23 protein-coding genes are annotated in these 24,213 nt (G+C 65.3%); 13 read left to right on the forward strand and 10 right to left on the reverse strand.

Annotation, left to right across the window (positions count from 1 at the left end; genetic code table 11):
* Window positions 1–104 precede the first annotated feature (104 nt).
* The 6 genes from H4O11_RS07910 to H4O11_RS07935 all read left to right on the forward strand — a co-directional run bounded on the left by H4O11_RS07910 (window position 105) and on the right by H4O11_RS07935 (window position 4,233).
* On the forward strand, window positions 105–986 hold the full coding sequence (locus tag H4O11_RS07910; RefSeq protein WP_182338882.1) for an SPFH domain-containing protein: 882 nt from the start codon (window positions 105–107) through the stop codon (window positions 984–986).
* A gap of 74 nt (window positions 987–1,060) precedes the next feature.
* A complete protein-coding gene (locus tag H4O11_RS07915; RefSeq protein ID WP_182338883.1) occupies window positions 1,061–1,240 on the forward strand; it encodes a type II toxin-antitoxin system antitoxin in 180 nt (59 codons plus the stop codon).
* Window positions 1,237–1,416 (forward strand): DUF4177 domain-containing protein, encoded by a 180-nt coding sequence (locus tag H4O11_RS07920; protein ID WP_182338884.1) that lies wholly within the window; start codon window positions 1,237–1,239, stop codon window positions 1,414–1,416. The genes H4O11_RS07915 and H4O11_RS07920 overlap by 4 nt, the downstream gene beginning before the upstream one ends.
* A 2-nt stretch (window positions 1,417–1,418) precedes the next feature.
* Window positions 1,419–2,705, forward strand: a complete 1,287-nt coding sequence (locus H4O11_RS07925) for an alpha/beta hydrolase (RefSeq protein ID WP_246333368.1) — start codon at window positions 1,419–1,421, stop codon at window positions 2,703–2,705.
* Window positions 2,702–3,283, forward strand: coding sequence for a PH domain-containing protein (locus tag H4O11_RS07930; protein ID WP_182338885.1), 582 nt, complete (start codon window positions 2,702–2,704; stop codon window positions 3,281–3,283). The genes H4O11_RS07925 and H4O11_RS07930 overlap by 4 nt, the downstream gene beginning before the upstream one ends.
* Before the next feature lie 146 nt (window positions 3,284–3,429).
* A complete protein-coding gene (locus H4O11_RS07935) occupies window positions 3,430–4,233 on the forward strand; it encodes a M15 family metallopeptidase (RefSeq protein ID WP_182338886.1) in 804 nt (267 codons plus the stop codon).
* 69 nt (window positions 4,234–4,302) lie between these two features.
* On the opposite strand, the gene H4O11_RS07940 is transcribed toward H4O11_RS07935, so the two are convergent.
* The 5 genes from H4O11_RS07940 to H4O11_RS07960 all read right to left on the reverse strand — a co-directional run bounded on the left by H4O11_RS07940 (window position 4,303) and on the right by H4O11_RS07960 (window position 8,578).
* Window positions 4,303–4,977: a DNA-3-methyladenine glycosylase family protein gene (locus tag H4O11_RS07940; protein ID WP_182338887.1), complete on the reverse strand. Its 675-nt coding sequence runs from the start codon at window positions 4,975–4,977 to the stop codon at window positions 4,303–4,305.
* Entirely contained in the window at window positions 4,978–5,349 is a 372-nt protein-coding gene (locus H4O11_RS07945; protein WP_182338888.1) for a DUF423 domain-containing protein, read from the reverse strand.
* Window positions 5,350–5,437: 88 nt separating this feature from the next.
* The gene (locus tag H4O11_RS07950) at window positions 5,438–6,517 is read right to left on the reverse strand and encodes a polyketide cyclase (RefSeq protein ID WP_182338889.1); all 1,080 of its coding nucleotides are present in this window, start codon (window positions 6,515–6,517) and stop codon (window positions 5,438–5,440) included.
* A gap of 229 nt (window positions 6,518–6,746) precedes the next feature.
* Entirely contained in the window at window positions 6,747–7,388 is a 642-nt protein-coding gene (locus H4O11_RS07955; protein ID WP_182338890.1) for a response regulator, read from the reverse strand.
* Window positions 7,388–8,578, reverse strand: a complete 1,191-nt coding sequence (locus tag H4O11_RS07960; RefSeq protein ID WP_182338891.1) for a sensor histidine kinase — start codon at window positions 8,576–8,578, stop codon at window positions 7,388–7,390. Before H4O11_RS07960 ends, H4O11_RS07955 begins: the two co-directional genes overlap by 1 nt.
* A gap of 140 nt (window positions 8,579–8,718) precedes the next feature.
* Here H4O11_RS07960 and H4O11_RS07965 point away from each other — a divergent pair, with 140 nt between their 5' ends.
* Genes H4O11_RS07965 through H4O11_RS07985 form a run of 5 tightly spaced genes read left to right on the forward strand, consistent with a single transcriptional unit; the run spans window position 8,719 to window position 11,740 of the window.
* A complete protein-coding gene (locus H4O11_RS07965; RefSeq protein ID WP_182338892.1) occupies window positions 8,719–9,315 on the forward strand; it encodes a GNAT family N-acetyltransferase in 597 nt (198 codons plus the stop codon).
* A gap of 13 nt (window positions 9,316–9,328) precedes the next feature.
* Entirely contained in the window at window positions 9,329–10,108 is a 780-nt protein-coding gene (minC, locus tag H4O11_RS07970) for a septum site-determining protein MinC (RefSeq protein WP_182338893.1), read from the forward strand.
* A 36-nt stretch (window positions 10,109–10,144) separates the two neighbouring features.
* Window positions 10,145–10,954 (forward strand): septum site-determining protein MinD, encoded by an 810-nt coding sequence (gene minD, locus H4O11_RS07975; protein ID WP_182338894.1) that lies wholly within the window; start codon window positions 10,145–10,147, stop codon window positions 10,952–10,954.
* A gap of 2 nt (window positions 10,955–10,956) precedes the next feature.
* Window positions 10,957–11,217 carry a cell division topological specificity factor MinE gene (gene minE / locus H4O11_RS07980; protein WP_182338895.1) on the forward strand — a complete coding sequence of 87 codons (261 nt, stop codon included), beginning with the start codon at window positions 10,957–10,959 and terminating at the stop codon, window positions 11,215–11,217.
* Window positions 11,218–11,272: 55 nt separating this feature from the next.
* Entirely contained in the window at window positions 11,273–11,740 is a 468-nt protein-coding gene (locus H4O11_RS07985; RefSeq protein ID WP_246333369.1) for a hypothetical protein, read from the forward strand.
* Between the two features lie 123 nt (window positions 11,741–11,863).
* Here H4O11_RS07985 and H4O11_RS07990 read toward each other — a convergent pair whose 3' ends face one another.
* Both H4O11_RS07990 and H4O11_RS07995 read right to left on the reverse strand, forming a co-directional pair.
* Window positions 11,864–13,942, reverse strand: coding sequence for an alpha/beta hydrolase family protein (locus H4O11_RS07990; RefSeq protein WP_182338897.1), 2,079 nt, complete (start codon window positions 13,940–13,942; stop codon window positions 11,864–11,866).
* A 210-nt stretch (window positions 13,943–14,152) separates the two neighbouring features.
* Complete coding sequence (locus tag H4O11_RS07995; protein WP_182338898.1) at window positions 14,153–16,120, reverse strand: OPT family oligopeptide transporter; 1,968 nt, start codon at window positions 16,118–16,120, stop codon at window positions 14,153–14,155.
* A 143-nt stretch (window positions 16,121–16,263) separates the two neighbouring features.
* On the opposite strand from H4O11_RS07995, the gene H4O11_RS08000 reads away from it, so the two are divergent.
* Window positions 16,264–17,415 (forward strand): acetyltransferase domain-containing protein, encoded by a 1,152-nt coding sequence (locus tag H4O11_RS08000; RefSeq protein ID WP_182338899.1) that lies wholly within the window; start codon window positions 16,264–16,266, stop codon window positions 17,413–17,415.
* Window positions 17,416–17,516: 101 nt separating this feature from the next.
* Complete coding sequence (locus tag H4O11_RS08005; protein ID WP_182338900.1) at window positions 17,517–19,265, forward strand: peptide MFS transporter; 1,749 nt, start codon at window positions 17,517–17,519, stop codon at window positions 19,263–19,265.
* Window positions 19,266–19,316: 51 nt separating this feature from the next.
* Here H4O11_RS08005 and H4O11_RS08010 read toward each other — a convergent pair whose 3' ends face one another.
* The 3 genes from H4O11_RS08010 to H4O11_RS08020 form a co-directional block, all read right to left on the reverse strand.
* Window positions 19,317–21,260 carry an alpha/beta hydrolase family protein gene (locus H4O11_RS08010; protein WP_182338901.1) on the reverse strand — a complete coding sequence of 648 codons (1,944 nt, stop codon included), beginning with the start codon at window positions 21,258–21,260 and terminating at the stop codon, window positions 19,317–19,319.
* Window positions 21,261–21,341: 81 nt separating this feature from the next.
* Window positions 21,342–23,321: an alpha/beta hydrolase family protein gene (locus H4O11_RS08015; RefSeq protein ID WP_182338902.1), complete on the reverse strand. Its 1,980-nt coding sequence runs from the start codon at window positions 23,319–23,321 to the stop codon at window positions 21,342–21,344.
* Window positions 23,322–23,473: 152 nt separating this feature from the next.
* Window positions 23,474–24,109: a LysE/ArgO family amino acid transporter gene (locus tag H4O11_RS08020; protein WP_182338903.1), complete on the reverse strand. Its 636-nt coding sequence runs from the start codon at window positions 24,107–24,109 to the stop codon at window positions 23,474–23,476.
* Window positions 24,110–24,213: the final 104 nt, after the last annotated feature.

The following is a 24,213-nucleotide window of genomic DNA, read 5'->3' on the forward strand; positions in this document are numbered from 1 at the left end:
AGGCGGGTGGGCATTCTATCCGCTCAGCCGCGAGCCGACGGACGGTACTTGCCATGTGATATCACTTTGATATCTTCATATTGGACCCTCAAGGACGTATCGCCATGAAAGAGAAGCCCATCCGCTCCCTCAACGGCCTCGGCGTGGTTGCTGCGGCACTGGCCGCCGGCGCCGTCGCCGCCCTGCTTTTCCTGTATGCGGTCAGCACCACCGGGGGCACCCGCGCGGCCGCCCTGGTGGTGATACTGGCGATGATCGTGCTGGCCGCCGTCGCCGTGTTCGCCCTGGCGGGCCTCTACACCGTCCAGCCCAACCAGGCTGCCGTGCTGAGCCTGTTCGGCAAGTACGTGGGTACGGTGAAAGACAACGGCCTGCGCTGGAACAACCCCTTCTATGCCAAGCGCCGGGTCAGCCAGCGCGTGCGCAATTTCGAGAGCGGCAAGTTGAAGGTCAACGAGCTGGACGGCAGCCCGATCGAGATCGCCGCCGTGATCGTGTGGCAGGTCGTCGACGCCTCCGAAGCGGTCTACAACGTGGACGATTATGAAAGCTTCGTGCACATCCAGTCCGAGTCCGCCCTGCGTGCGATGGCCACCAGCTACCCCTACGACCAGCACGAAGAGGGCCAGCTTGCCCTGCGCAGCCATGCCAGCGAGATTTCCCTGCACCTGAAGAACGAGCTGGCCGAACGCCTGGCCGATGCGGGCGTACAGATCATCGATGCACGCATCAGCCACCTCGCCTACGCCGCCGAGATCGCCCAGGCGATGCTGCAGCGCCAGCAGGCCAATGCGGTGATCGCCGCGCGTACCCGCATCGTCGCCGGTGCGGTAGGCATGGTCGAAATGGCGCTGGCCGAACTGCAGAAGAACGGCGTGGTGCAACTGGATGAAGAGCGCAAGGCACACATGGTCAGCAACCTGCTTACCGTGCTGTGCTCGGACCGCGGCACCCAGCCGGTGGTCAACACCGGATCGTTGTACTGATATTGATTGGACGATGACAGGCACGCCCCGGCCCATGGCTGGGGCGCACTGGAACCGTCGCCGCAGGAGTTTTCATGAGCGAGAAGAAAGCCTACCCGCTACGCATCAACGCCGATGTCCTGGCCGCGGCGCAGCGCTGGGCCGACGACGAGCTGCGCAGCCTCAATGCCCAGATCGAATACGTGCTGCGCGATGCGCTGCGCAAGGCCGGGCGTCTGCCAAAACCCACTCCATCGCAGGAGAGCAAGGAATGAGCAAGCGTTGGAATTACCTCAGCATCGAGATCAAGCCCGGGATGATGGGCGGCTTCAAGAACGAAGAAGTGCAGGCGGAACTGACCCGCCAGGGGCAACTGGGCTGGGAACTGGTGAACATCGTCTTCGCCGCGCCGCTGACCCCGGCGATCCTTGTGTTCAAGAAGGAGGCCTGAGCATGGATGCGATGAGGACGATGATGGGCGCCGCGCTATGCCTGCTGGGCGGGATGGCCGGGGCGGCCGAGCCCACCCAGGTTGCCACCCGGCTGCTGGAGCACCTGCAGGCCGGACGTGTGGATGCGGCCGAAGCCATGCTCACCCCGCAGATGGCCCAGGCGGTGCCTGCCGACAAGCTGCACGGCATCTGGCAGTCGCTGGGCGAGCTGCAGCAGCGCGGTGAGCCGCGCGTCAGTGCGCAGCAGGGCATGCAGCTGGTGGAAGTTCCGCTGCAATTCGCCAGTGGTGCGGTGGTGGCGCAGGTAGCCGTGGATGCCCAGGACAAGGTGGCAGGCCTGTTGCTGCGTCCGGCACCGGCAGGGAAAGCTCCGCCGCCGCCCACCGACGCGACGTACACCGAAAACGACTTCAGCGTGCCCGAGGCCCGCGGCGCGCTTCCGGGAACGCTGGCCCTGCCCAAGGGCAAGGGCCCTTTCCCGGCCGTGGTGCTGGTGCACGGTTCCGGCCCGCAGGATCGCGACGAAAGCATCGGCGGCAACCGCCCGTTCCTTGACCTGGCACGCGGCCTGGCCGCACGCGGCATCGCGGTCCTGCGCTATGACAAGCGCACCTTCGCCCGCCCGCAGGACTTCCAGCAACCGTTCGACGTGGACGATGAAACCACCGACGATGCCGTGGCCGCGCTGGCGGCCCTGGCAGCCGATCCGCGCATCGACGGCAGCCGTGTGTTCGTGCTCGGCCACAGCCAGGGCGGCATGTTGGCGCCCCGCATCGCCTCGCGCTGGCCACAGGCGCGCGGCGCCGTGCTGTGGGCAGCCCCCTCGCGCGGGCTGCTGGACCTGCTACCGGAACAGAACCGCTATCTGTTCCAGCTGGATGGCACCATCAGCGCGGAGGAACAGGCATTCCTGGATACGCTGGATCGCCAGATCGCCGCCGCCCGGGGGGACGCTGCCGTCGCTGCCAGCGAGTTGCCGTTGGGCGTGCCGCAAGGCTTCTGGAAGAGCATTGAAGCCGTGGATGCCCGTGCCGATGCCAAGGCGCTGCGCAAGCCACTGCTGATGCTGCATGGCGGGCGGGACTTCCAGGTCCCCGATACGGACTGGATGTTGTGGCAACAGGCGCTCCAGGGCCGCGAGGATGTGCAGTGGAAGTCCTATCCGGCGCTCAACCACATCGGCATCGCCGGCGATGGCCCCGGGTCGCTGAAGGAATACGCCCAGCCCGGGCATGTCGATGCGCGGCTGGTCGATGACGTGGCGTCCTGGGTGGAGTCGCAGCGGTGAGGGGCGCAAGCGATCCACGCCGTTTCGAGGTCAGCGAGACCTCCACGCTGCGGCTGCTGTGGATCCTCCTGCCGATGCTGTCGTTCCTTGCGCTGACCGCTTACTACGCCCGCGATAGGGCCCAGCCTGCGGCAGGACCGTTCAGCCTCAGCCTGTCCCCGCCCTACTTCACCATGGGCGGTTCGGTCGGTTGGAGCGTGCTGGTCGTGGTCGTGCTGGCCGTGGTGCTGGCATGGAAGTTCTTCAACCGCAGGGTGCAACTGGATGGCGACATGCTGGAAGTGCGCTCCACGCTGTATCGCCGCCGTACGCCGGTCGCGCAGATGGATCTGGACCGGGCCGAGGTGGTGGATCTCAAAGGTGATCGCCACCATGGCCTGCGTTACAAGACCAATGCTTACAGCGTCCCCGGATTCCATTCCGGCCACTACCGCCTGAGTGGCGGCGGCAAGGGTTTTGCACTGGTCACCGATACCCGTCGGGTGCTGGTCATCCCGGTGCGTGGCGGACCGACGCTGCTGCTCAGCCTGGTCCAGCCGCAGGCCCTGCTGGCGGCCCTGCGCAAGGCCATCGGCTAGCGACGGAAGGTAGCGCCGAGCCATGCCCGGCGAACGCACCAGCGCAACCCGCACCGGTTCCATGGCGCGGCAATGAACAGCCGCCGGGCATGGCCCGGCGCTACCTCCGCTGCCGCAACCACCTGCCAGCACGCTAAGCTGCACGCATGCACCGAACCGCTCCCCTGCTGCTCAACACCGACGCCATCGAACTGTGGCCGGCCGCCCTGCTGCGCGCCCGCGGCAATACCGATGCCCGCCTGCTGGCACGCGCCCGCTGGGTGTTGCGGCGCAAGCGCGATGGCCGCTACCTGGCCACCGTACTCGACCACGGCGTGCATTCGCTGGTGCCCCGCCTGCCGCAGGAGCCCGGCGTGGTCGATGCGCTGGATGCCTTGTCCTGGTTGCGCCCGGGCACTGCGTCCAGTCCGCTGGAAGATCGCCTGCTGTCGCCCGATGGCCTGCAGCAACGGCTGCAGCAACTGGGACTGGATGCCGATGAGTACGCCGACAGCAGTGGACTGGCACTGGAAGCCGAGCCCGTCCTGCTGCATGGCGCCGGGCGCGACCGGTTCGGCCGGCCACTGTGGCTGCGTCGCCCTGCCGCACAGGCCTGGCGCCGGCTGCGCCTGCACGCCGCCCGCGCAGGCATCGCGCTGGATGCGATCTCCGGCTACCGCAGCCACGCCTACCAGTTGGGAATTTTCGAGCGCAAGCTGGCACGCGGGCAGAGCGTAGCGGAGATCCTCAAGGTCAACGCGGCGCCGGGTTTCAGTGAACACCACACCGGGCTGGCGCTGGACATCGGTACGCCAGGGGAGCCGCCTGCCGAGGCGTCCTTTGAACACACCGCAGCGTTCGCATGGCTGCAGGAAAGCGCGGCAGCACATGGTTTCCAGTTGAGTTACCCGCGCGACAACCCACACGGCATCGTGTACGAGCCATGGCATTGGCGCTACACCGCCCTGTAGCGCCGAGCCGTGCTCGGCGAGCGTGGAGCACGCGGGCAGCCGCCGCCGAGCATGGCTCGGCGCTGCACCTCAATCCTGCGAACGGTTGGTCTTCAATATCGGACTTTCGCTGAAATCGGCGATGCGCCACAGGTACAGGCTGGCATAGGTGCGGTAAGGCCCCCACTTCTCGCCACGCAGCGCCAGCGCTTTCGGCGCCAGCATGTCAGCGGCCTTGTCCACGCGCTGGGCGCCCTTGCGGATGCCCAGGTCGTCCACCGGCAGGATGTCCGGCCGGCCAAGACGGAACATCAGCATCATTTCCACCGTCCAGCGCCCAATGCCGCGGATCGGCACCAGCGCTTCGATGATGGCGTCATGCTCCATCACCGCCATCCGCCGCAGGCTGGGGATCTCGCCGGCAGCTTCGCGCCGGGCCAGGTCGCGCAGCGCGAGCAGTTTGTTGCCCGACACGCCGCAGGCGCGCAGCACCGCATCATCCGCCCGTCCCAACGTATCGGCGTGCAGGCGCGCACTGCCGATGGCCACTTCCACCCGCCCGACGATCGTCGAGGCGGCCTTGCCACTCAGCTGCTGGAACAGGATTGCCCGCGCCAGCGCATCCACCGGATCGAAACGGCGTGCCCACCCTTCCGGGGCCGGCAGGGGCCCAAGCCGGCGCATCCATGCCGCCAGCCGACGATCACGTCGCGCCAGCCACGCATGTGCCTGCTCCACGTTGAAGCCCCGCGCGAACCTGGGCATTCAGCGCCTCAGCGCGTCGATGGCCACCAGCACCCAACCCAGCATCAGCGCGCTGCCGCCGAAGGGCGCCAGCCGCGTGGGCCATTGCCATAACGCGTTGCCAGCCAGGCTGCCCGCGAACAACAGCGTGCCCAGCAACACCACGCACAGGGCAATCCGGCCGAAGGCAGTCGTCGCCCGCGGTCCCAGCGCCACCAGCACCGCCCCATGCGCGAACGCGTACAGCGCCGCCATGTTCAGGTGCTGCTGCGCCGCAGGCTCGCTGACACCATGCGAGGCGTAGGCAGACAGGCCGATGGCTGCGGCGGCCAACAGCGCCCCCAGGCTGGCCAGCAGCGAGGGCCTGCGCGCGCGACGATCCGTAGTGAACATGGCGACTCCTTCAGCGTGTGCGTGCCAAAAAAAACGCGCCGCAGTGAGCGGCGCGTTTTCATTCATGCGTTACATCCAGCGTCCGGCCTTACCTGACGGACCAGTAGATGTCGTACGTGCCTTCCGGGGAGAAGGACTTCTGCACGCCACCGTTCCAGGTCTCATACGGACGATCGATAACTTCGTTGCCGTTGGTCACCGACCAGGCACGCAGGGCATTGCGGGCAATGTCCAGGCCTGCCATGTGGCCGGAGAAGGTCGCATGCGCCGAACGGTGCGGAGCCACGCGGACATACTTCACCGGTGCATCGCCATCGATCTTGACGGCCAGTTCTTCGGCCGGCACGCCCTCCGTACCCTTCTTCTTGACCGGCTGGGCCACGTCGAAGGCGTACTTTTCCGCACCGAAATCGGTGGTGATGATGCGGAACGGGCCAGCAGCTTCCAGGCCGTTGGCATCCATCACGCGCTTGATCCATTCCTGGTTGTCGGCGATGGACTTGGTGATGGTGGCTTCGCCGCGGTCCACGTTGCCGGCGGTGACGACCAGCAGGTCCTCGGCCGGAACGTCGACGATGGCCAGGTCGTTGAGCGGCGCTTCCGCGGTGCGGTAGTCGACGTTCGGCACGGTGGCCAGCATGTTCGCCAGGCGCGACAGGCCCAGCTTCAGGTCATCGCCGATGTGGCGGCTGACGTAGAGGCCGGCATAACGACCGAACAGGTCGAAACCATACTTGACGCTGTAGTCCTGGGTGATCTTGACGTTGCGCCCACCCTTGCCGGTCGGCTCCAGGGTGAAGCTGGTGACCTTGTCATGGCCCTTGGTGATGTCGTCGATGGCGATGGCAACGCGCTTGTTTTCTTCGCTCTCGGTGATCTTCCAGGTGCCGTTGCCCAGCGAACCTTCCTTGGAGGAATAGTCCAGCGTGGCGCCCACGCCGGAGGCGGGGCCGGACAGCTTGAGGTCGGCAGCGGGATCACGCAGCAGGAGTGGGTTCCAATCCTTGAAGCGACGCAGGCTGTTGACCGTGTCGTACACGATCGTCATCTTGCGGTTGGTCTCGATGCTTTCCGAAATATGGCGCTCGCCCGGGAGGCATACGCCAATGATGACGAACAGGCCAGCCACGATCCCCAAGGCGATCAGGAACTCGATAATACGGGTCATTCAGGAGTCTCCGGGGCCGATCCCACGGCCGGGTTGATTGAAGCGAAGCGCCAATCCTAGCAGGCTTCGCTGGCATTGTTCATCTCGATTGGCGCACCGGTTTCCGTGCCGGCTGCGGATTTGTACAGGCAAGGGGCCGAAGGGTAACGCATCAGGGCCAGCCACCAGTAGGGGGGCGTTACCGATGCGGGATTCAGTTACCGCGCAACTCCTTGGCTTTCAACGGTTTTCACACCAGCTGCAGCTCGAATGCCTTGAGCACCGCGCGCGTGCGGTCGCGCACGCCCAGCTTGGAGAGAATGTTTGAAACATGGTTCTTGATGGTGCCTTCGGCCACGCCCAGCGAGTTGGCGATCTCCTTGTTGGAGAAACCGCTGGCCATCAGGCGCAGGATTTCGGTTTCACGGTCGGTCAGCGGGTCCGGCCGATCCAGGCTGACGAACTCGTTGCGCATGTGTTCCAGCCCGGACAGCAGCCGCTGGGTGACCGCAGGCTGCACCAGCGAGCCGCCCTCCGAAACCGTCCGGATCGCGCCCACCAGCTGCTCCAGGGTCACATCCTTGAGCAGATACCCCTTGGCACCGGCCTTCAGGCCTGCCAGCACCAGCTGGTCATCGTCGAAGGTGGTCAGGATGATGGTTGGCGGCAGCTGTTCCAGTTTCGACAGCATCTGCAGCGCCTCCAGCCCGGACATCACCGGCATGCGCATGTCCATCAGCACCACGTCCGGCTTCACCTGCGGCATGATCTCCACCGCCTGCCGGCCATCGGCCGCCTCGGCGACCACCTCGATTCCATCATCGAGCGCCAGCAGCGAGCGGATTCCCTGCCGCACCAGGGTTTGGTCGTCGACCAGGCACACGCGAATCATCAACGAACTCCTTCAGGTGCGGTGCTCAGCGCCAACGCCGGTACACCGGGAACCGTGGCGCGCAGGCAGAAGCCCTCGCCACGGCGGGTTTGAATCTGTAGGTCGCCGCCACATTGTTGCAGGCGTTCACGCATTCCGCGCAAGCCATTGCCCACTACGATGCCATCATTGCCCTCTCCATCATCGCGCGCTTCCAGGCTGACGCCCCCTTCTTCACGCCGTACCTTGATCCACAGGTTACGCGCACCGGCGTGGCGCACCGCGTTGGTGATGATTTCCTGGGTGCAGCGCAACAACACGTGGGCGCGCTCCGGATCTTCCACGTTCAGCGGACTGGGAACGTCCAGATGGATGTCCAGCGCCGGCACCTGCTGGGTCAAGGGCCGCAGGGCCGCTGCCAGGTCGATGGCGCCGCTGTCGCGCAACTGGCTGACCGCCTCGCGCACATCGGTCAGCAGCAGCTTGGCCAGCGTATGGGCCTGGTGCACATGCTCCTGCGCACGGCCCTCGGTTATATGCCCGGCCACTTCCAGGTTCAGGCTCAACGCCGTCAGGTGGTGGCCCAGCAGGTCGTGCAGCTCGCGGGAAATCCGCGTGCGCTCGTTCACCCGCGCACTTTCAGCCAACAGCACCCGGGTCGCGCGCAGCTCGGTATTGAGCCGGCGCTGCTCTTCGCGTGCGTCGGTCTGCTGGCGGGCGACCAAGCTGGTCACGAAGATGAACATCGAGAATCCGCCATACAGCAGCGACTGCATGATCGCCTCGAACAGCGGGAACCGCAGCAGCACGTAGTACACCGGTGCGACCGCCAGCTGGCTGAGCAGCAGCCAGATCACGCCATAGCGCGCTGGCAGCATCCAGGGGATGACACCCGCGGCGACCATCATCAGGATGCTGCCCAGTCCCGACCCGCTGAGGAAACTGACCCCGAGCGCGGAAATGGTCAGCAGCACCAGCATGCCGCGGTCGGGCCAACTGGCGTGGCCACCGCTGCGCAGGTCGCGAGTCAGCAGGAAATACGCCCCACCGAATACCAGGTAGGCAGCAAACAGCAGCAATGCCCAGCCGCTGTCTCCGCCCGGGCGTTGCAGGTTCTCCACCTGTGAATAGACCAGCGGCAAGCCGACCATGACCCAGGTGAACAGGCCGGCCAAGCGGAGGACGCGGGTATGACTGAGAGCTCCCAACATCCCTGCATCTTAGGCTGAACCTGACCTGCGTCACTCCTACGGAAGTCATGCCCCGGTTTCCCCCGGTGGCGGTCCCCCCATGCAATAATCCCAACGAAGGGCCCGGCGACGGGCCGCACGCACCACCCCACGGAGTCACAATGTCGATTGTCATCCGCGACGTGCGCGAGCATGAGCTCGATTCCGTCCTGGCCTTGAACAACAATGCGGGCCTGGCGATCCTGCCGTTGGACGCGCACCGGCTACACCTGTTCTACGATACCGCCGAGTATTTCCGCGTCGCCGAGCGCGACGGCAACCTGGCCGGCTTCCTGATCGGCTTCGGCAGCGAAAGCCAGCACGACAGCAGCAACTTCGCCTGGTTCAAACAGAACCTGGACAGCAGCTTCTTCTATATCGACCGCATCGTGGTCGCCAGCCGGCGGCGGGGCGGTGGTGTCGGTCGCGCGTTCTATGCCGACGCACAGAGCTATGCGGAACTGCGTTATCCGCAGATGACCTGCGAGGTGTTCCAGGACCACGGCGCCGACGCGGCGCTGCTGTTCCACGGCAGCTTCGGCTTCCGCGAACTGGGGCAGAACACGATGCCGCACGTGGATGTACGCGCCAGCATGCTGACCAAAGAGCTGTGCAGCTACCCATGGGTGGCCGAAACATATGCCGGCAAGCTGCCGGACGTGGCATGGGCGCGTGGCCGGCAGTTGCCGGCGCAGGCGCAGCGGCCGACGGGGACCTGAGGTGGCGGTGAACATGGATTATGAACAGGCCGGTGAACTGAAGATCGGCCAGGTGGGAATCGCCAACCTGCGCGTCCGCACCTTGGACGTACCGCGGCTGGTACAGGAAATGAACGAAAGGGTCACCCGCGCACCGAAGCTGTTCGGGCGCGCCGCGGTGATCCTCGATTTCGGTGGCCTCAGCCGCACCCCGGACGTGGCCAGCGCACAGGCGCTGCTGGACGGGTTGCGGGGCGCAGGCGTGCTGCCGGTTGCACTGGCCTATGGCACCAGCGAGATCGAACTGCTGTCGCAGCAACTTGGCCTGCCGCTGCTGGCCAAGTTCCGCGCCCAGTACGAGCCTGCAGATGCGGGCGAGTCCGTGGCACCCAGGGCCGCCCCCGCCGCCCCGGTACGCGAGGTCCGCCGGTCCGCTCCTGCAGCGGCTGCACTGGCGGCGAAACCTGCCCCGGCGGCCGTGCCCAAGCCCGGCCGCATGCAACTGGCCAACGTGCGTTCGGGGCAGCAGTTGTATGCGGAAAACTGCGACCTGACCGTGATGGCGACGGTCGGCGCCGGTGCCGAAGTCATCGCCGACGGCAGCATCCATATCTATGGCACCCTGCGCGGTCGCGCGCTGGCCGGTGCACAGGGCAATACCGCGGCACGTATATTCTGCCGCGATTTCCATGCAGAACTGGTGGCCATCGCCGGCCACTACAAAGTGCTGGATGATGTACCGGACAACCTGCGCGGCAAGGCCGTCCAGGTGTGGCTGGAACAGGACCAGATCAAGATCGCTGCGCTGGATTGACGCAGCTCCAACCAGAACAAGAGCAGGAGAAGTCCTTTGGCTGAAATCATCGTAGTCACCTCCGGCAAGGGTGGCGTCGGCAAGACCACCAGCAGCGCCAGCCTTGCCTGCGGCCTGGCACGTCGTGGCAAGAAGGTGGCCGTGATCGACTTCGACGTCGGCCTGCGCAACCTCGACCTGATCATGGGCTGCGAGCGGCGCGTGGTGTACGACTTCGTCAACGTCGTGCATGGCGAAGCCACCCTCAAGCAGGCCCTGATCAAGGACAAGCGCTTCGACAACCTGTACGTGCTGGCTGCCTCGCAGACCCGCGACAAGGATGCGCTGACCCAGGAGGGCGTGCGCAAGGTGCTCGACGACCTGGCCGCCGATGGCTTCGAATACATCATCTGCGATTCGCCGGCCGGCATCGAAAAGGGCGCCTTCCTGGCCATGTATTACGCCGACCGCGCGGTGGTGGTGGTCAATCCGGAAGTGTCGTCGGTGCGCGACTCCGACCGCATCATCGGCCTGCTGGATTCCAAGACCCACAAGGCCGAAACGGGCCATGACGTGCCAGCGTTCCTGTTGCTGACCCGCTATACGCCGGTGCGCGTGGAATCGGGCGAGATGCTCAGCATCACCGACGTGGAAGAGGTGCTTGGATTGAAGGCGATCGGTGTCATCCCCGAATCGGGCGATGTACTCAACGCCTCCAACAAGGGCGAACCGGTGATCCTGGATGGCGAATCTGCGGCCGGGCAGGCCTATGACGACGCCGTCGCACGCATCCTCGGCGAAGATCGGCCGATGCGATTCACCACCGTGGAGAAGAAGGGCTTCTTCAGCAAGCTGTTCGGAGGGTAAGCATGGGCCTGTTTGATTTCCTGAAAGCCAAGAAGACGACCGCCGAAACCGCGAAGAACCGCCTGCAGATCATCATCGCGCAGGAACGCAGCCACCGCGGTGGTCCGGACTACCTGCCGCTGTTGCAGCGCGAGCTGCTGGAAGTGATCAAGAAGTACGTCAACATCGATGCCGAGGCGGTCAAGGTCGACCTGGTCAAGGATGGACAGCACGACGTGCTGGATATTTCCGTGGCCTTGCCGGAAGGGCCCGACAAACCCTGATCCTGCCCTGCCCGTGCCAGCCACGGGCGGGGTCGTGCCTGCGATGAACGATCCCATGCCAGCATCCCATGTCACCTGCGTCGGCGATATCGCCTTCGCCGATGCCGCATGCCTGCTCTCCGCGCATGGCCTGCAACTGCACCATGTGGCCGCCGGCGAATCGATTCCGGGAAGCTACTGGGGTGAGCCCGAGGCCGGGATCATCGCCAGCAACGTGTATGTGCGCGATGACACGCCGGTGCATTCGATGCTGCATGAAGCCTGCCATCTGATCGTACTGCCGCCGGAGCGGCGTGCGCAGGTGCACACCGATGCCACTGATTCAGTGCCGGAAGAAGATGCCACCTGCTACCTGCAGATCGTGCTGGCTGGCCAGTTGCCCGGCGTGGGCAGCGACCGCCTGATGGCGGACATGGATGCCTGGGGCTACACCTACCGGCTGGGTTCCACCCGGGCCTGGTTCGAACAGGATGCCGAAGACGCGAAGGCGTGGTTGATCGAACGCGGGTTGCCGGTGGCGTAACGCCGGTAGCGCCGGGCCATGCCCGGCGGCGGTTGGCAGGGAAATGGTGCGCGAAAAGCCGCCGGGCGTGGCTCGGCGCTACAGAAGATGAAGACGCCGCCCCGGAGGGCGGCGCCTGGTCTGTCAGTTGCCGATGTGCTGTTTCAACCAGGCATTGACCGTGTCATGCCACAGCACGCTGTTGGCCGGCTTGAGCACCCAGTGGTTCTCGTCCGGGAAGTACAGGAACTTCGACTCGATACCCTGGCGCTGCGCGGCGGTGAACGCCGCCAGGCCCTGCTCCACCGGAATGCGGAAATCCTGCTGGCCGTGGATGATCAGGATCGGCTTCTTCCAGTCCGCCACGTGGTTGACCGGGTTGAACTTCTCGTAGTTCGCAGGCTTGGCGAACGGCGTACCGCCCTGCTCCCATTCGGTGAACCACAGCTCTTCGGTGGCATAGCCCATCATGCGCTGGTCGAACACACCATCGTGGTTGACCAGGCACTTGAACGGGCTGTTCCAGTTGCCGGCGATCCAGTTGACCATGAAGCCGCCGTAGCTGGCGCCCAGTGCGCAGGCCTTGTCGCCATCCAGGAACGCATACTGCTTCAGCGCCGAATCCCATCCCTTCTGCAGGTCTTCCAGCGGGCGATCGCCCCAGTGTTGGCTGATCGCATCGGTGAACGCCTGGCCGTAACCGGTGGAGCCGTGGAAATCGATCATCACCACCGCGTAGCCCTGGCCGGTGTAGGTCTGCGGGTTCCAACGGTAGCTCCAGCCATTGCCGAAACTGCCCTGCGGACCGCCGTGGATCAGGAACGCCACCGGATAACGCTTGCCTTCCTGGTAGTCATGCGGCTTGACCACGTAACCATGCACGGTGTCGTTGTTCCAGCCCTTGAACGAAAACTGCTCGTAGTCGCCGAACTGCACGTCCTTCAGCACCTCATCGGCTGCCGGGGTCAGCGCGCGCAGGGCGCCCATCGTCCCACCTGCCGCCGGCAGCATGCCGACCAGCACCTGATCGTTGCTCTTCAGGCTGTTGCGGGTGATGGCTACGCTGTCGCCGGCCACGTCCACAGCGGTCACGCTGCCATCGCCGATCAGCTTGTCCACCTTGCCGCTGGCCACGTCCACGGCGAACAGCGGGTGCTCGCCCATGTCATCGGCGGTGGTATAGATCGTGCCGCCGTCGGCGGACAGCACGATGCCACCCGCCGAACGGTCCCAGTCCGCGGCGATCTCACGGCTGTTGCCGCTGGCCAGGTCCATCGCCATCAGGGCAAAGCGGTCAGCCTCGAAGCCCGGGCGCTTCATCGCGCGGTAGAACAGGGTCTTGCCGTCTGCACTGAACACCGGGCCCGCATCCCACGCCTTGTTGGCGGCGGTGAGGTTCACCGGTGCCTGCGTGCCTGCGGCATCGAAGCGGTACAGATCGAAGTTGGTCGACCACGGCTCCTCGTGCCCGGCCACGCGGATGCTGGCAACCACGCTGGCGCCATCCGGCGACCAGGCGAAATCATCGTTGCCGCCGAACGGCTTGGACGGTGCATCGCCAGCCAGCATGGCGCTCAGTGCCGAAGCACCCTTGACCGCAGCAGCCTTGCCGGCCGGCAGCGGCGCAACGAACAAGGTGTTGCGGCGACCATCGTTCCAGGTATCCCAATGGCGCACGAACATCGAATCGAACACCTGGCCGCTGGCCTTGGCATCCTTCCTGTCCGCCAGCTTCCTGCTGGTGCAGGCCAGGTCGGAGGCGCAATCCTGGAACACGCCTGCGCTGAACAGTACGCGGTCATCCTGCGGCGACACATGGTAGCTGTCCACATCCACCGGGAAATCGGTCAGCTGGCGCGGCACGGCACCGTCCAGGGCCTGGGCGTACAACTGCTGGCTGCCATTCTTCGCGCTCAGGAAGTAGACGGTACGGCCATCGGCCGACAGCGACGCCGAATTGACGTTCCAGCCGGCCGGGGTGAGCTGCTTCGGCGGGGCAGCGTCACGGGTGCGCAGGTTACGCACGTACAGCGCGCTGCTTGCCTTGTGGGCGGTGTCCACGCTGCGCTTGGCGAATACCACGGTGCCGCCATCGGCACTGAGTACCGGCGAAGAAACGCGGTCCATGGCGATCATGTCGCGGACATCCAGTCCACGGGCAGCCGCCACGGACGGCAGCGCCGCGAGCAGGCTCAACGGCAACAGGGCATGACGCAGTTTCATCGGGTTCTCCGCAGGACGGCAAAACGTCGATGGTAGGCCTGCTTGCAGCACCCTGCCAAGGCCATCGGTCATGCCCCCGGACCGGGTAGCGCCAAGCCATGCCCGGTGGATGTCGTCATCTCCCCGGACCGGTAGCGCCGAGCCATGCTCGGCGGCCTCGACAGGGCGCAACGCCGAGCATGGCCCGGCGCCGCCCCAATACCGCATCGATCAGCCGGCGCTGGCGCGCTTGCCGGTGCGGTAGATCAGCCAGCCGACCAGGAACAGCACGGCCAGGCCAATCCACTGCGCGGCAGGCAGGTGGAATGGCACGGCCAGCACGTCGGCGCGGCTGCTGACCACGATCGGCACCGCAATGGCGATGCCCATCAGTGCCTCGCCGGTGATCAGGCCGGCGGCGAACAGCACGCCCGGCTTGTGCACGCGGTCGCGGCCTTCTTCGTCATCGGCGCGGACCTTGTGGAAGCGCTCGACCAGATAGGAGATCAGGCCACCGAGGAAGATCGGCACCATCAGCTCCAGTGGCAGGTAGATGCCGATCGCTGCCGCCAGCACCGGCACGCGGAAACGGGAATCGCGCGACTTCAGCCAGCTGTCGAAAGCAATGATGGCCGCACCCACGACGGCACCGATGCCGATGAAGGTCCACGGCAGTTCACCACCGAACAGGCCCTTGGCCACCGAGGCCATCAGGTTGGCCTGCGGCGCAGCCAGCGCATTCGGATGCAGCTCGGACTTCACGCCGATGCCGTAGGCGGTCGCCAGCAGGTTCAGCACCGGTGCCATGATCAGCGCGCACGAGAACGCGCCGATGCCCAGCATCAGCTGCTGCTTCCAAGGCGTCGCACCCACGATGTAACCGGCCTTGAGGTCCTGCAGGTTGTCACCACCGACGGCGGCAGCGCAGCAGACCACCGCGCCGATCATGATCGCGGCCACCGCACCCAGCGGCGCGCCGAAGGCACCGACCGGGGTCAGTCCATCCTCGCCCAGCAGCAGCACCAGCACCGCCGAAGCGAACAGGATGGTGGAGATGGTGATGCCTGAAACCGGGTTGTTCGACGAACCGATCAGGCCCGCCAGGTAGGCCGACACCGAGACGAACAGGAAGCCGGCGACGATCATGATGATGGTCATCGGGATCGATACGTGCCACTGCCCGACGATGGCCTGGTACAGCGCCAGCAACGGCAGCGTGAACACCACCAGCGCAACCAGCATCCACTTCATGGGCAGGTCGCGTTCGGTATGCGCCAACACCGGGCCACCGCTCTTGCGCGCGGCAGCGAAGCCACTCTTGACGCCATTGAGCAGCGACTTGCGCAGCGAGACCAGCGTCCAGATGCCGCCTATCAGCATCGCGCCGACACCCAGGTAACGCATCTTCGCGCCCCAGATGGCAAATGCCGCTTCGGTAGACGACGCCGTGGCGATCGATGCCGCCAGCGCCGGGTCTGAGTTCATGAAGAACGCCTGGTAGATCGGGATGGCGATGTGCCAGGTCAGGATCGAACCGGACACCACCACGATGCCCACGTTGAGCCCGACGATGTAGCCCACGCCCAGCAGCGCCGGCGACAGGTTGGTGCCGATGAAGGCGGTGATCTTGGAGCTGCCGACATAGGCCGAGGTGGCCCAGGCATCGGGGATCAGGCGCATGCCGCTTTCCGCGGCGAGCTTCACGAACGCGCCGATCACCGCCGACAGGCCGAGGATCTTCAGGCCCGGGCCGGGGTTCTCGCCGGCCTTGAGCACTTCGGCGGCAGCCTTGCCTTCCGGGAAGGGAAGCGGGTCTTCGACGATCATCGAACGCCGCAGCGGCACCGAAAACAGCACGCCCAGCAGTCCGCCCAGGCCGGCAATACCCAGCACCCACCAGTACTTGAAGTCCGGCCAGTAACCCATGATGACCAGTGCCGGGATGGTGAAGATCACACCGGCGGCAATCGACGAGCCGGCCGAAGCGCCGGTCTGGACGATGTTGTTTTCAAGGATGGAGCCACCGCCGAGCAGGCGCAGCACGCCCATGGAAATGACCGCCGCGGGAATGGCGGTGGCGATGGTCAGGCCTGCGAACAGGCCAAGGTAGGCGTTGGCGGCAGACAGCACCACGGCCAGCACGATGGCAAGCACCACCGCGCGGAACGTGAGCTGCTTGGGCGCAGCGTCGTGGTTCATGGAAACCCCTGATGGGAAAAAAATCCCTGCAACGCTAGCGTCCGGGATGCGGCAAGTCCAGCACGCACCACGTGGCCGGCTCGCCCCGGCCGGCTGTAAAATGATATGTTATATCCTTTCCGCCGTACCCACGCCCCCTCCGAATGCCCCCCATCGCCTCGACCCGGCTGGCCTCCATCGACCAGTTGCGCGGCACCGTGATGCTGCTGATGCTGCTCGACCACGTGCGCGAAACCTTCTTCCTGCAACACCAGGTTGGCGATCCGATGGACGTGTCCAGCGTATCCCCCGCCCTGTTCGCCTGCCGTCTGTTGGCGCACCTGTGCGCGCCGGTGTTCGTGCTGCTGACCGGCCTGTCGGCCTGGCTGTACGGCCAGCGCCACGCCGATCCGCGCCGGGCCATCGCCGCCTTCCTGTTCAAGCGCGGCCTGTTCCTGGTATTGCTGGAACTGACCCTGGTCAACTTCGCGTGGACCTTCCAGTTCCCCCCGGACACGATCTACCTGCAGGTGATCTGGGCCATCGGCCTGAGCATGCTCGCGCTGGCCGGGTTGCTGTGGCTGCCGCGTGCCGTGCTGCTGCCGCTGGCGGTGCTGCTGGTGGCTGGCCACAACCTGCTCGATGGCCTGCACGTGGAGGGCGACGGTGCACTGGCGATCCTGTGGAAGGTGCTGCACCAGCGTGACTGGATCGTCTTCGGCGACACGCTGCGCCTGCGCACTTCCTATCCGCTGCTGCCCTGGGTCGGCGTCATCCTGCTGGGCTACCTGATGGGACCGTGGTTCGCCCGTGGGCGGGCCGCGACGCAGCGGCAGCGCTGGCTGCTGCTGGCCGGCCTCGGCGCGCTTGGCGGATTCATGCTGTTGCGCGCGCTCAACGTCTATGGCGATGCGCCGTGGCAGTTGCAGGCCACTGCGTTACGGACGCTGATGAGCCTCCTCAACATCACCAAGTACCCGCCCTCGCTGCTGTTCCTGCTGGCCACGCTGGGCGTGGGCCTGCTGCTGCTGCGGCTGTACGAAGCGCCCGCCGTCGCCGTCGCGCTGGACCCGTTGGCACGGATCGGCGCGGCGCCGATGCTCTTCTACCTGCTGCACCTGTATGTACTGAAAGCCCTGTACCTGGCTGCATTGGCCGCCTGGGGACCGACGCATGGCCAATGGTTCGCCGTGGAATCGGTGGCCGCCCTGCTGCTGGTGAGCATGGTGCTGGCGGTGGTCCTGTATCCGCCGACCAAGGCATTCGCCGCACTGAAGGCACGCCGGAAAGACGTGGCATGGCTGCGCTACCTGTGACACCTGCAAAAGGCCCGGATCCCCTTCGCGGCGCGAAAGGAACCTGACCCGATGACCGCCGGGCCTATAATCCCCGGCCTCCCTGGTCCGCCTTTCCCTCCATGACCACCACTGCCTCCGACGACTTCCTTGGCCACCCCAAGGGCGTCTATGTCTGCTTCTTCACCGAAATGTGGGAGCGTTTCTCCTTCTACGGGATGAAGGCGCTGCTTCTGCTTTACCTCACCAAGTACCACCTGTTCGGCGACAAGGCCGGCCTGGACCTGCTGGGGGCCTACGGTGGCCTGGTGTATTGCATCCCGGTGTTCGGCGGCATGCTCGCCGACCGCTGGCTGGGCATGCGCCGGGCAGTGCTGTTCGGTGGCGTGCTGCTGGTGCTCGGCCACCTCGGCATGGCCTTCGAAGGACATGCCGCCTATATCCGCGACGGCCAGGTGGTGCGTGATACCGGCGCGCTGGCCATCACCTACCTTTCGCTGGCGTTGATCATCATGGGCGTGGGTTTCCTCAAGCCCAACATCTCCACCATCGTCGGCAAGCTGTATGCCGAAGATGATCCGCGCCGTGACTCCGGGTTCTCGCTGTTCTATGCCGGCATCAACCTGGGCGCGCTGTTCGCCTCGCTGGTCTGCGGTTTCCTCGGTGAAGCCTACGGCTGGAAGTATGGCTTCGGCGCAGCAGGCATCGGCATGCTGGTCGGGCTGGGCATGTTCCTGTGGGGACAGAAGTACCTGCACGGCCATGCCGAACCGCGCGATCCGGCATCATTGAGGGAGAGCGTGCTGGGACTGCCGCGCGAGTGGCTGATCTACGCAGCTGCGGTCCTCGCCGTGCTGCCGGTGGCGTGGCTGATGTGGGCGGCGGGCAATGGCGCCTTCGCGCTTGGCGGCGAAATCAGCCTGGCATTGCTGCTGATGATCGTGGTGCTGGGTGGCGTGCTGCTGTGGTTCGCCTGGTTCACCGGCACCCGCTGCACACCGGTGCAGCGCCAGCAGATGATCGCGCTGATGGCGCTGATCCTGATGGCACTGGTGTTCTTCACCCTGTACGAGCAGACCTACGGCTCATGGGTCACCTTTACCGACCGCCTGCTGACCAAGGACATCGTTCCATCGCTGGTGGTCCGCGACGGCATGCCGTTGCCGTGGTCGATCCTCTCGCTGCTGCTGGCACCGCTGGGCTTTGTGGTCAGTGCACGGCTGTCCGAACGCGCACCCGGCTCGCCGTTGCCGCGTCGCATGTTCATCGCCATCGTGCTGGTGATGCTGGTACTGCTGGTGCGCGACTGCCTGGTGATCCCACAGACCGCCGGCTCGCTGACGTACCTGGGCGGCCTGTTCCTGGTGGTGCTCGCCCCCCTGTTCGCCCTGCTGTGGGCGTGGCTGGACCGCCGCAATGCGGAACCGGGCAAGCCGGTGAAGTCCGCCATCGGCCTGGTACTCGGCGCGCTGTCGTTCGTGCCGCTGGCCCTGGCTGCACAGCAGGTCGGCGTCACCGGGGAGATGGCCAGCGTATGGTGGCTGGTGCTGGCCTACTTCCTGCTGGCCAGCGGTGAGATGTGCCTGTCGCCAGTCGGCCTGTCCGCGGTGACCCAGTTGGCGGTGCCGCGCGTGGTGAGCCTGATGATGGGCACCTGGTTCCTCGCCACTGCATTTTCGGAAACGCTGGCCGCGTTGTTCGGCAAGCTGGCCGCCATCGAAGTACCCGAAGGTGAAACGCTGGACATCGTCAGCGCCTCGGCCAGCTACGCCCATCTGTTCTGGCTGATGATGTGGATCGGCCTGGGTTGCGCCGTGCTGGCCTTCGCCTGCGCACCGCTGCTGCGCCGGATGATGCACGGCGTGAAGTAAAAAAGGGGACGGAGGGGATTAAAGCGACTTAATCCCCTCCGTCCCCATTTCTTACGGTGCCGCCGGCTTGGGTGGGGCGGCCTTGTCACCGCCCAGGTTCTGCGACAGGAAGGCGAGCAGCTTGCCGTAGTATTCGCGGCGGTTCGCATCGACGTAGAAGCCATGGCCCTCGCGTGGGTAATACAGGCTTTCCACCGGTACGCCGGCCTTCTTCAGCGCGGCCTCCATGCGCTCGGTGTGCTGCACCGGGGCGCGTTCGTCTTCGCGGCCGGCCGCCAGGAATACCGGCACCTTGATGTTCGCGGCCAAGTTGACCGGCGATACGTCGCGCACCTTGTCCGCCGGCCCCAGCCATTCGCGCAGGTAGGTCGTACCTGAGCTTCTGTCCTGGATATCGCCGCGCGTGTGCATCATCGGCAGGTCATAGACCCCGACATAGCCCGCAGCACAACGGTACAGGTCCGGCTCCTTGGCTACGCCCATCAGCGCGGCGTACGCGCCATAACTGGCGCCGTAGATGCAGATTTTTTCGCGATCGGCGATGCCCTCTGCAATCGCCCAACGGGTTGCGTCGGTCACGTCATCCTGCATGTTGCCGCCCCATTGGCGCTTGCCCGCCTCCTTGTAGGCCCGGCCGTAGTTGCCGGAACCGCGGAAATTGAGCTGCAACACGGCATAGCCGGCGGCCGCCAGCAACTGGGACTCTTCGTCGTACGCACCGGAGTCGAACACGCCGAAGGGGCCGCCGTGCGGCACCACCACCATCGGCAGATCCTTCGCTTCGCGGCCATGCGGCGTCGTCAGGAATCCGTGCAGTTGCATGCCATCGCGTGACTGCAACGTCACCGAGCGTACCGGTGCGGCGAGAGCAGGCTCCACCCATGCGCTCCGGCTGATCAGGTGCTGGGCCGACTTGGCCTTCTGGTCGTAGATGAAGAAATCGCCAGGATTTCGTGCCGAGAATGTCTGTACCAGCACCTTGCTGCCGTCGCGCGTGCTGGACGTGACGTAGACCGCGTCGCCGCCGAAAGCCGCTTCCAGGCTGCGGTACAATCTGGCGTCCTCGGAGGCCTCATCGAAGAAACGGGTACGTGGTGTGTCGCCCATGTACAGCGCCCCCACCGGAATGGACGTTCCAGGCCGGAGTATGATCCGTGAGACATCCACCAGGGGATCGCGAAGCACCTCCCTGCGCTCGTCCGTTGCCGGGTCCCAGCTGACGATGCTGTCCGGGCCATCGGTCTGCTCGACGACCAGGTAGGCCAGTGTGCCATCTGCAGAGAAGCCCACTGCACCTTCGACGCGCGAGGTCACCGCCTCGTCATTGATCAGCCGCCAGTCCTGCTTGTTGCGGTCGCGGTAGTACAGCTTGTTGATGTTGTCCGTGCCGGCCCCTATCACGAAGCGGCCCTGGCCCTGGTCATCGGTGGTGAAGCTGGCACGGCGAACCGGAGAGCGCGCCACGGTCCAGCGTTGGCCGTTCATCAGGTTCATGCGCTCCAGCCGTGTGTACGGTTCAGCGCCGAACGTGGACACGGCGACCAGCACATGCCGCTCGTCCTTGGGCAGCTCATCGGCGAGGAAAGCAGCAATCCATTCCCGCTTGCGTTGGCCCACCAGCAGGTCGCCACCGCTGGGAGAATTGGCCTTCAGCGAATACAGTTCACCGGTCAACTGTGGCTGGTCCAGCGAACCGAATTTCATGGCCAACTCGATCAGCACGCGATCATCGCTGACCCAATCGAAGTCGACGGCATGATTGTTCAGTGGCGGCAGGAAGCGGGCCACGATCTCGTTGTCGGCAACCCGCAGGATGACAACACCGGTCTGCTTCTCGAACGGTACGGTAGCGGCGAAGTACTCGCCGCTCGGCGATATCTTCAGATCAGTGAAGGTATCCCGCCGCAGGTATTTTTCCAGGTCCACCTCCGCAGCGGCCAATACCGCCGGCAACCCCATGACAGCGAGCATCGCCGCCAACAACGTCGTGCGCATCCTTATCTCCTTACACGGACAGCTTGTCCTGCAATGCGGTCAAGAAAAAAAAGCGGCACCGTCACCGATGCCGCCCTTCGGTCACGGTGCCGCCGGCTTGGGTGGGGCGGCCTTGTCACCGCCCAGGTTCTGCGACAGGAAGGCGAGCAGCTTGCCGTAGTATTCACGGCGGTTCGCATCGACGTAGAAGCCATGGCCCTCGCGCGGGTAATACAGGCTTTCCACCGGTACGCCGGCCTTCTTCAGCGCGGCCTCCATGCGCTCGGTGTGCTGCACCGGGGCGCGTTCGTCTTCGCGGCCGGCTGCCAGGAATACCGGCACCTTGATGTTCGCGGCCAGGTTGACCGGAGACACGTTGCGTACCTTGTCCGCCGGCCCCAGCCATTCGCGCAGGAAGGTTTCCCCCCAGGCCACGGTCTGGATGTCACCACGGCTGTGCATCATCGGCAGGTCATAGACCCCGACATAGCCCGCGGCACAACGGTACAGACCCGGCTCCTTGGCTACGCCCATCAGCGCGGCGTACGCGCCATAACTGGCGCCGTAGATGCAGATCCTGGCCTTGTTGGCGATGCCTTCGCTGATCGCCCAACGGGTAGCGTCGGTCAGGTCGTCCTGCATCGCCAGGCCCCATTGTTGGGCACCTGCCTGGTGGAACGCGCGGCCATAGTTGCCCGAACCACGGAAGTTCAACTGCAGCACTGCATAACCGGCTGCGGCCAGCATCTGCGCTTCAACGTCGTAGGTGCCATCGTCGAACACATTGAACGGACCGCCGTGCGGCAGGATCACTGTCGGCAGGTTCTTTGCTTCCTGCCCATGCGGGCTGGTCAGGAAACCATGCAACGGCACTCCATCGCGCGCCTCCACCGTGATCGCACGGACCTGCGCAGACTGCGCCGGATCGATCCAGCTGCTGCGGCTGACCACGTGCTGGGCTGCCTTGGCCTTCTGGTCATAGATGAAGAAATCACCCGGGTTGCTGGCGGAGAAGGTCTCGACGAGAACCTTGTTGCCATCCTGCGTGCTGGAGGTGATGAATATCGCATCACCCCCAAAGGCCGATTCGAGACTGCGATACAGGCGCGCGTCGGCGGATGCTTCATCGAAGAAGCGGGTCCGTGGCGTCTCGCCCAGGTACAGCGCACCCACGGGGATGGCGGTGCCGGGCCGGCGGATGATGCGGGCTGCGTCCACCAGTGGATCACGCAATACATCCTTGCGTTCATCGGTCAGCGGATTCCAGCTCACGATCTTGTCCGGCCCTTTCCGCTGCTGCACCTGCAGGTACGCCAGCGTGCCGTCCTCGGAGAAGCCGATCGCGTTTTCGATGCGAAAAGTGACCGCCTCATCGTTGACCAGCCTCCAGGTCTCGTTGTTGCGGTCGCGGTAGTACAGCTTGTTGACGTTGTCCGAGCCTGCGCCCAACGCGAAGCGTGCCTGGCCCTCGCGGTCGGTGGTGAAACCCGCCCGCTGTACCGGCGAACGCGTGACAGGGATGCGGCGCCCACTGGTCACGTCCATGCGTTCCAGCCGGGTATATGGATCACTGTTGAACGACGACACCGCAATCAACACATGCTTGTCATCATCCGGCAGGTCATCGGTGAGGAAGGCAGCCACCGCTTCGGCCTTCTTGCCGGAGATGCGTGTACCGGTATGGCCTCCGGTTACTCGATAACCCACCAGCAACTCGCCACTGCTTGTATTGGCACGCAGCGAATACAGCTCGCCGGTTGGTCGCGGCTCGTCCAGCGAGCCCAGCTTCTGGCCCAGTTCGATCAGCACGCGGTCGGTGCTGACCCAGTCGAAGCGCCGTGCATGGTTGTTCTCCGGCGGCACGAAGCGTCCTACGATCTGGCCGTCGTCCACGCGCAGGATCGCCACCGCCGTCGACTTCTCCAGCGGCACGGTGGCCGCGTAGTACTCACCGCCCGGTGAAAGCTTGATATCGGTGAAGGCATCCCGCCGCAGGAATTTGTCCAGGTCCACGTCCGCCGCACCGGCCACGCCCGGCAGCCCCATGGCGGCGAGCATCGCCGCCAGCATCGTCTTGCGCATCCTTTTCCCCTGCAATCCGCGGACACCATGTCCGCTACAGGCAGATTGTAAACACGGGATGAATAAGGAAGGGAAGAGGAGTTCCGGCAAAAAGAAGGGCGACATCGTCACCGATGCCGCCCTGCACACCACACCTTGGAGAGAGAGTGGAATCAGTTCACGCCACGGACCGCCAGGGTCAGGGCGAGGATGCTCAGAATCACCGCGATGGTGCCGTCCAGCACCCGCCAGGTGCCGGGCTTGTTGAACAGCGGCGCCAGCAGGCGCGCCCCCAGGCCCTGCGCGGTCAGCCACAGGCAACTGGCGGTAACCACGCCGGCCGCATAAGCCATGCGGGCATTGCCGAAGTTTTCCGCGATGGAGCCGATCACCATCATGTCCAGCCAGAAATGTGGATTGATCAGCGAAAAGCCGACCGCCGCCATCAGCACCGCGCGCCGGCTGCCGTCATCGCTGTCCGCTTCGCCCATGCCACCACCGCCGGCAATCGCACGGCGCGCGGACTTCAGCGCATACCAGGCCAGGAAGGCGACACCCGTCCACAGCACCGCACCGGTCAGCCACGGCGCTGCCTGGATCAGGGTGCGCAGTCCGGCCACGCTGGCGAAGATGAACACCGCATCGATAGCCGCGCAGGTCGCCACGACCGGCACGATGTGCTTGCGCAGGATGCCCTGGCGCAGGATGAAGGCGCTCTGCGCACCGACCACGGCGAACAGGCCGATGCCGGTGGCGGCACCACTGAACCAGGCCGCAAGGCCGGTGCTGGCGGAAATGATGGAGAACATGGTGTCTACTGCCTTGTGATGCAGGGGGAGCGGTGCCTCGCGGAGGCGGACAGCACCGGGTACGGCGAGCATTGTCGCGTTGCACCATTAAGAAGAACAGCTAA

It is taken from the genome of Stenotrophomonas tumulicola, from assembly GCF_014117215.1.
Classification (GTDB): domain Bacteria; phylum Pseudomonadota; class Gammaproteobacteria; order Xanthomonadales; family Xanthomonadaceae; genus Stenotrophomonas; species Stenotrophomonas tumulicola.

What these genes read in the sequence shown, in the direction of transcription:
- H4O11_RS07960 (WP_182338891.1), bottom strand. Translation starts at nt 8,578, where the DNA reads ATGTTGGGAGCTCTCAGTCATACCCGCGTCCTCCGCTTGGCCGGCCTG.
- H4O11_RS07950 (WP_182338889.1), bottom strand. Translation starts at nt 6,517, where the DNA reads ATGACCCGTATTATCGAGTTCCTGATCGCCTTGGGGATCGTGGCTGGC.
- H4O11_RS07940 (WP_182338887.1), bottom strand. Translation starts at nt 4,977, where the DNA reads ATGCCCAGGTTCGCGCGGGGCTTCAACGTGGAGCAGGCACATGCGTGG.
- H4O11_RS07935 (WP_182338886.1), top strand. Translation starts at nt 3,430, where the DNA reads ATGCACCGAACCGCTCCCCTGCTGCTCAACACCGACGCCATCGAACTG.
- minE (WP_182338895.1), top strand. Translation starts at nt 10,957, where the DNA reads ATGGGCCTGTTTGATTTCCTGAAAGCCAAGAAGACGACCGCCGAAACC.
- H4O11_RS07965 (WP_182338892.1), top strand. Translation starts at nt 8,719, where the DNA reads ATGTCGATTGTCATCCGCGACGTGCGCGAGCATGAGCTCGATTCCGTC.
- H4O11_RS07955 (WP_182338890.1), bottom strand. Translation starts at nt 7,388, where the DNA reads ATGATTCGCGTGTGCCTGGTCGACGACCAAACCCTGGTGCGGCAGGGA.
- H4O11_RS08020 (WP_182338903.1), bottom strand. Translation starts at nt 24,109, where the DNA reads ATGTTCTCCATCATTTCCGCCAGCACCGGCCTTGCGGCCTGGTTCAGT.
- H4O11_RS07985 (WP_246333369.1), top strand. Translation starts at nt 11,273, where the DNA reads ATGCCAGCATCCCATGTCACCTGCGTCGGCGATATCGCCTTCGCCGAT.
- H4O11_RS08015 (WP_182338902.1), bottom strand. Translation starts at nt 23,321, where the DNA reads ATGCGCAAGACGATGCTGGCGGCGATGCTCGCCGCCATGGGGCTGCCG.
- H4O11_RS07995 (WP_182338898.1), bottom strand. Translation starts at nt 16,120, where the DNA reads ATGAACCACGACGCTGCGCCCAAGCAGCTCACGTTCCGCGCGGTGGTG.
- H4O11_RS08000 (WP_182338899.1), top strand. Translation starts at nt 16,264, where the DNA reads ATGCCCCCCATCGCCTCGACCCGGCTGGCCTCCATCGACCAGTTGCGC.
- H4O11_RS07920 (WP_182338884.1), top strand. Translation starts at nt 1,237, where the DNA reads ATGAGCAAGCGTTGGAATTACCTCAGCATCGAGATCAAGCCCGGGATG.
- H4O11_RS07915 (WP_182338883.1), top strand. Translation starts at nt 1,061, where the DNA reads ATGAGCGAGAAGAAAGCCTACCCGCTACGCATCAACGCCGATGTCCTG.
- H4O11_RS07925 (WP_246333368.1), top strand. Translation starts at nt 1,419, where the DNA reads ATGGATGCGATGAGGACGATGATGGGCGCCGCGCTATGCCTGCTGGGC.
- minC (WP_182338893.1), top strand. Translation starts at nt 9,329, where the DNA reads ATGGATTATGAACAGGCCGGTGAACTGAAGATCGGCCAGGTGGGAATC.
- H4O11_RS08010 (WP_182338901.1), bottom strand. Translation starts at nt 21,260, where the DNA reads ATGCGCACGACGTTGTTGGCGGCGATGCTCGCTGTCATGGGGTTGCCG.
- H4O11_RS07990 (WP_182338897.1), bottom strand. Translation starts at nt 13,942, where the DNA reads ATGAAACTGCGTCATGCCCTGTTGCCGTTGAGCCTGCTCGCGGCGCTG.
- H4O11_RS07910 (WP_182338882.1), top strand. Translation starts at nt 105, where the DNA reads ATGAAAGAGAAGCCCATCCGCTCCCTCAACGGCCTCGGCGTGGTTGCT.
- H4O11_RS08005 (WP_182338900.1), top strand. Translation starts at nt 17,517, where the DNA reads ATGACCACCACTGCCTCCGACGACTTCCTTGGCCACCCCAAGGGCGTC.
- H4O11_RS07945 (WP_182338888.1), bottom strand. Translation starts at nt 5,349, where the DNA reads ATGTTCACTACGGATCGTCGCGCGCGCAGGCCCTCGCTGCTGGCCAGC.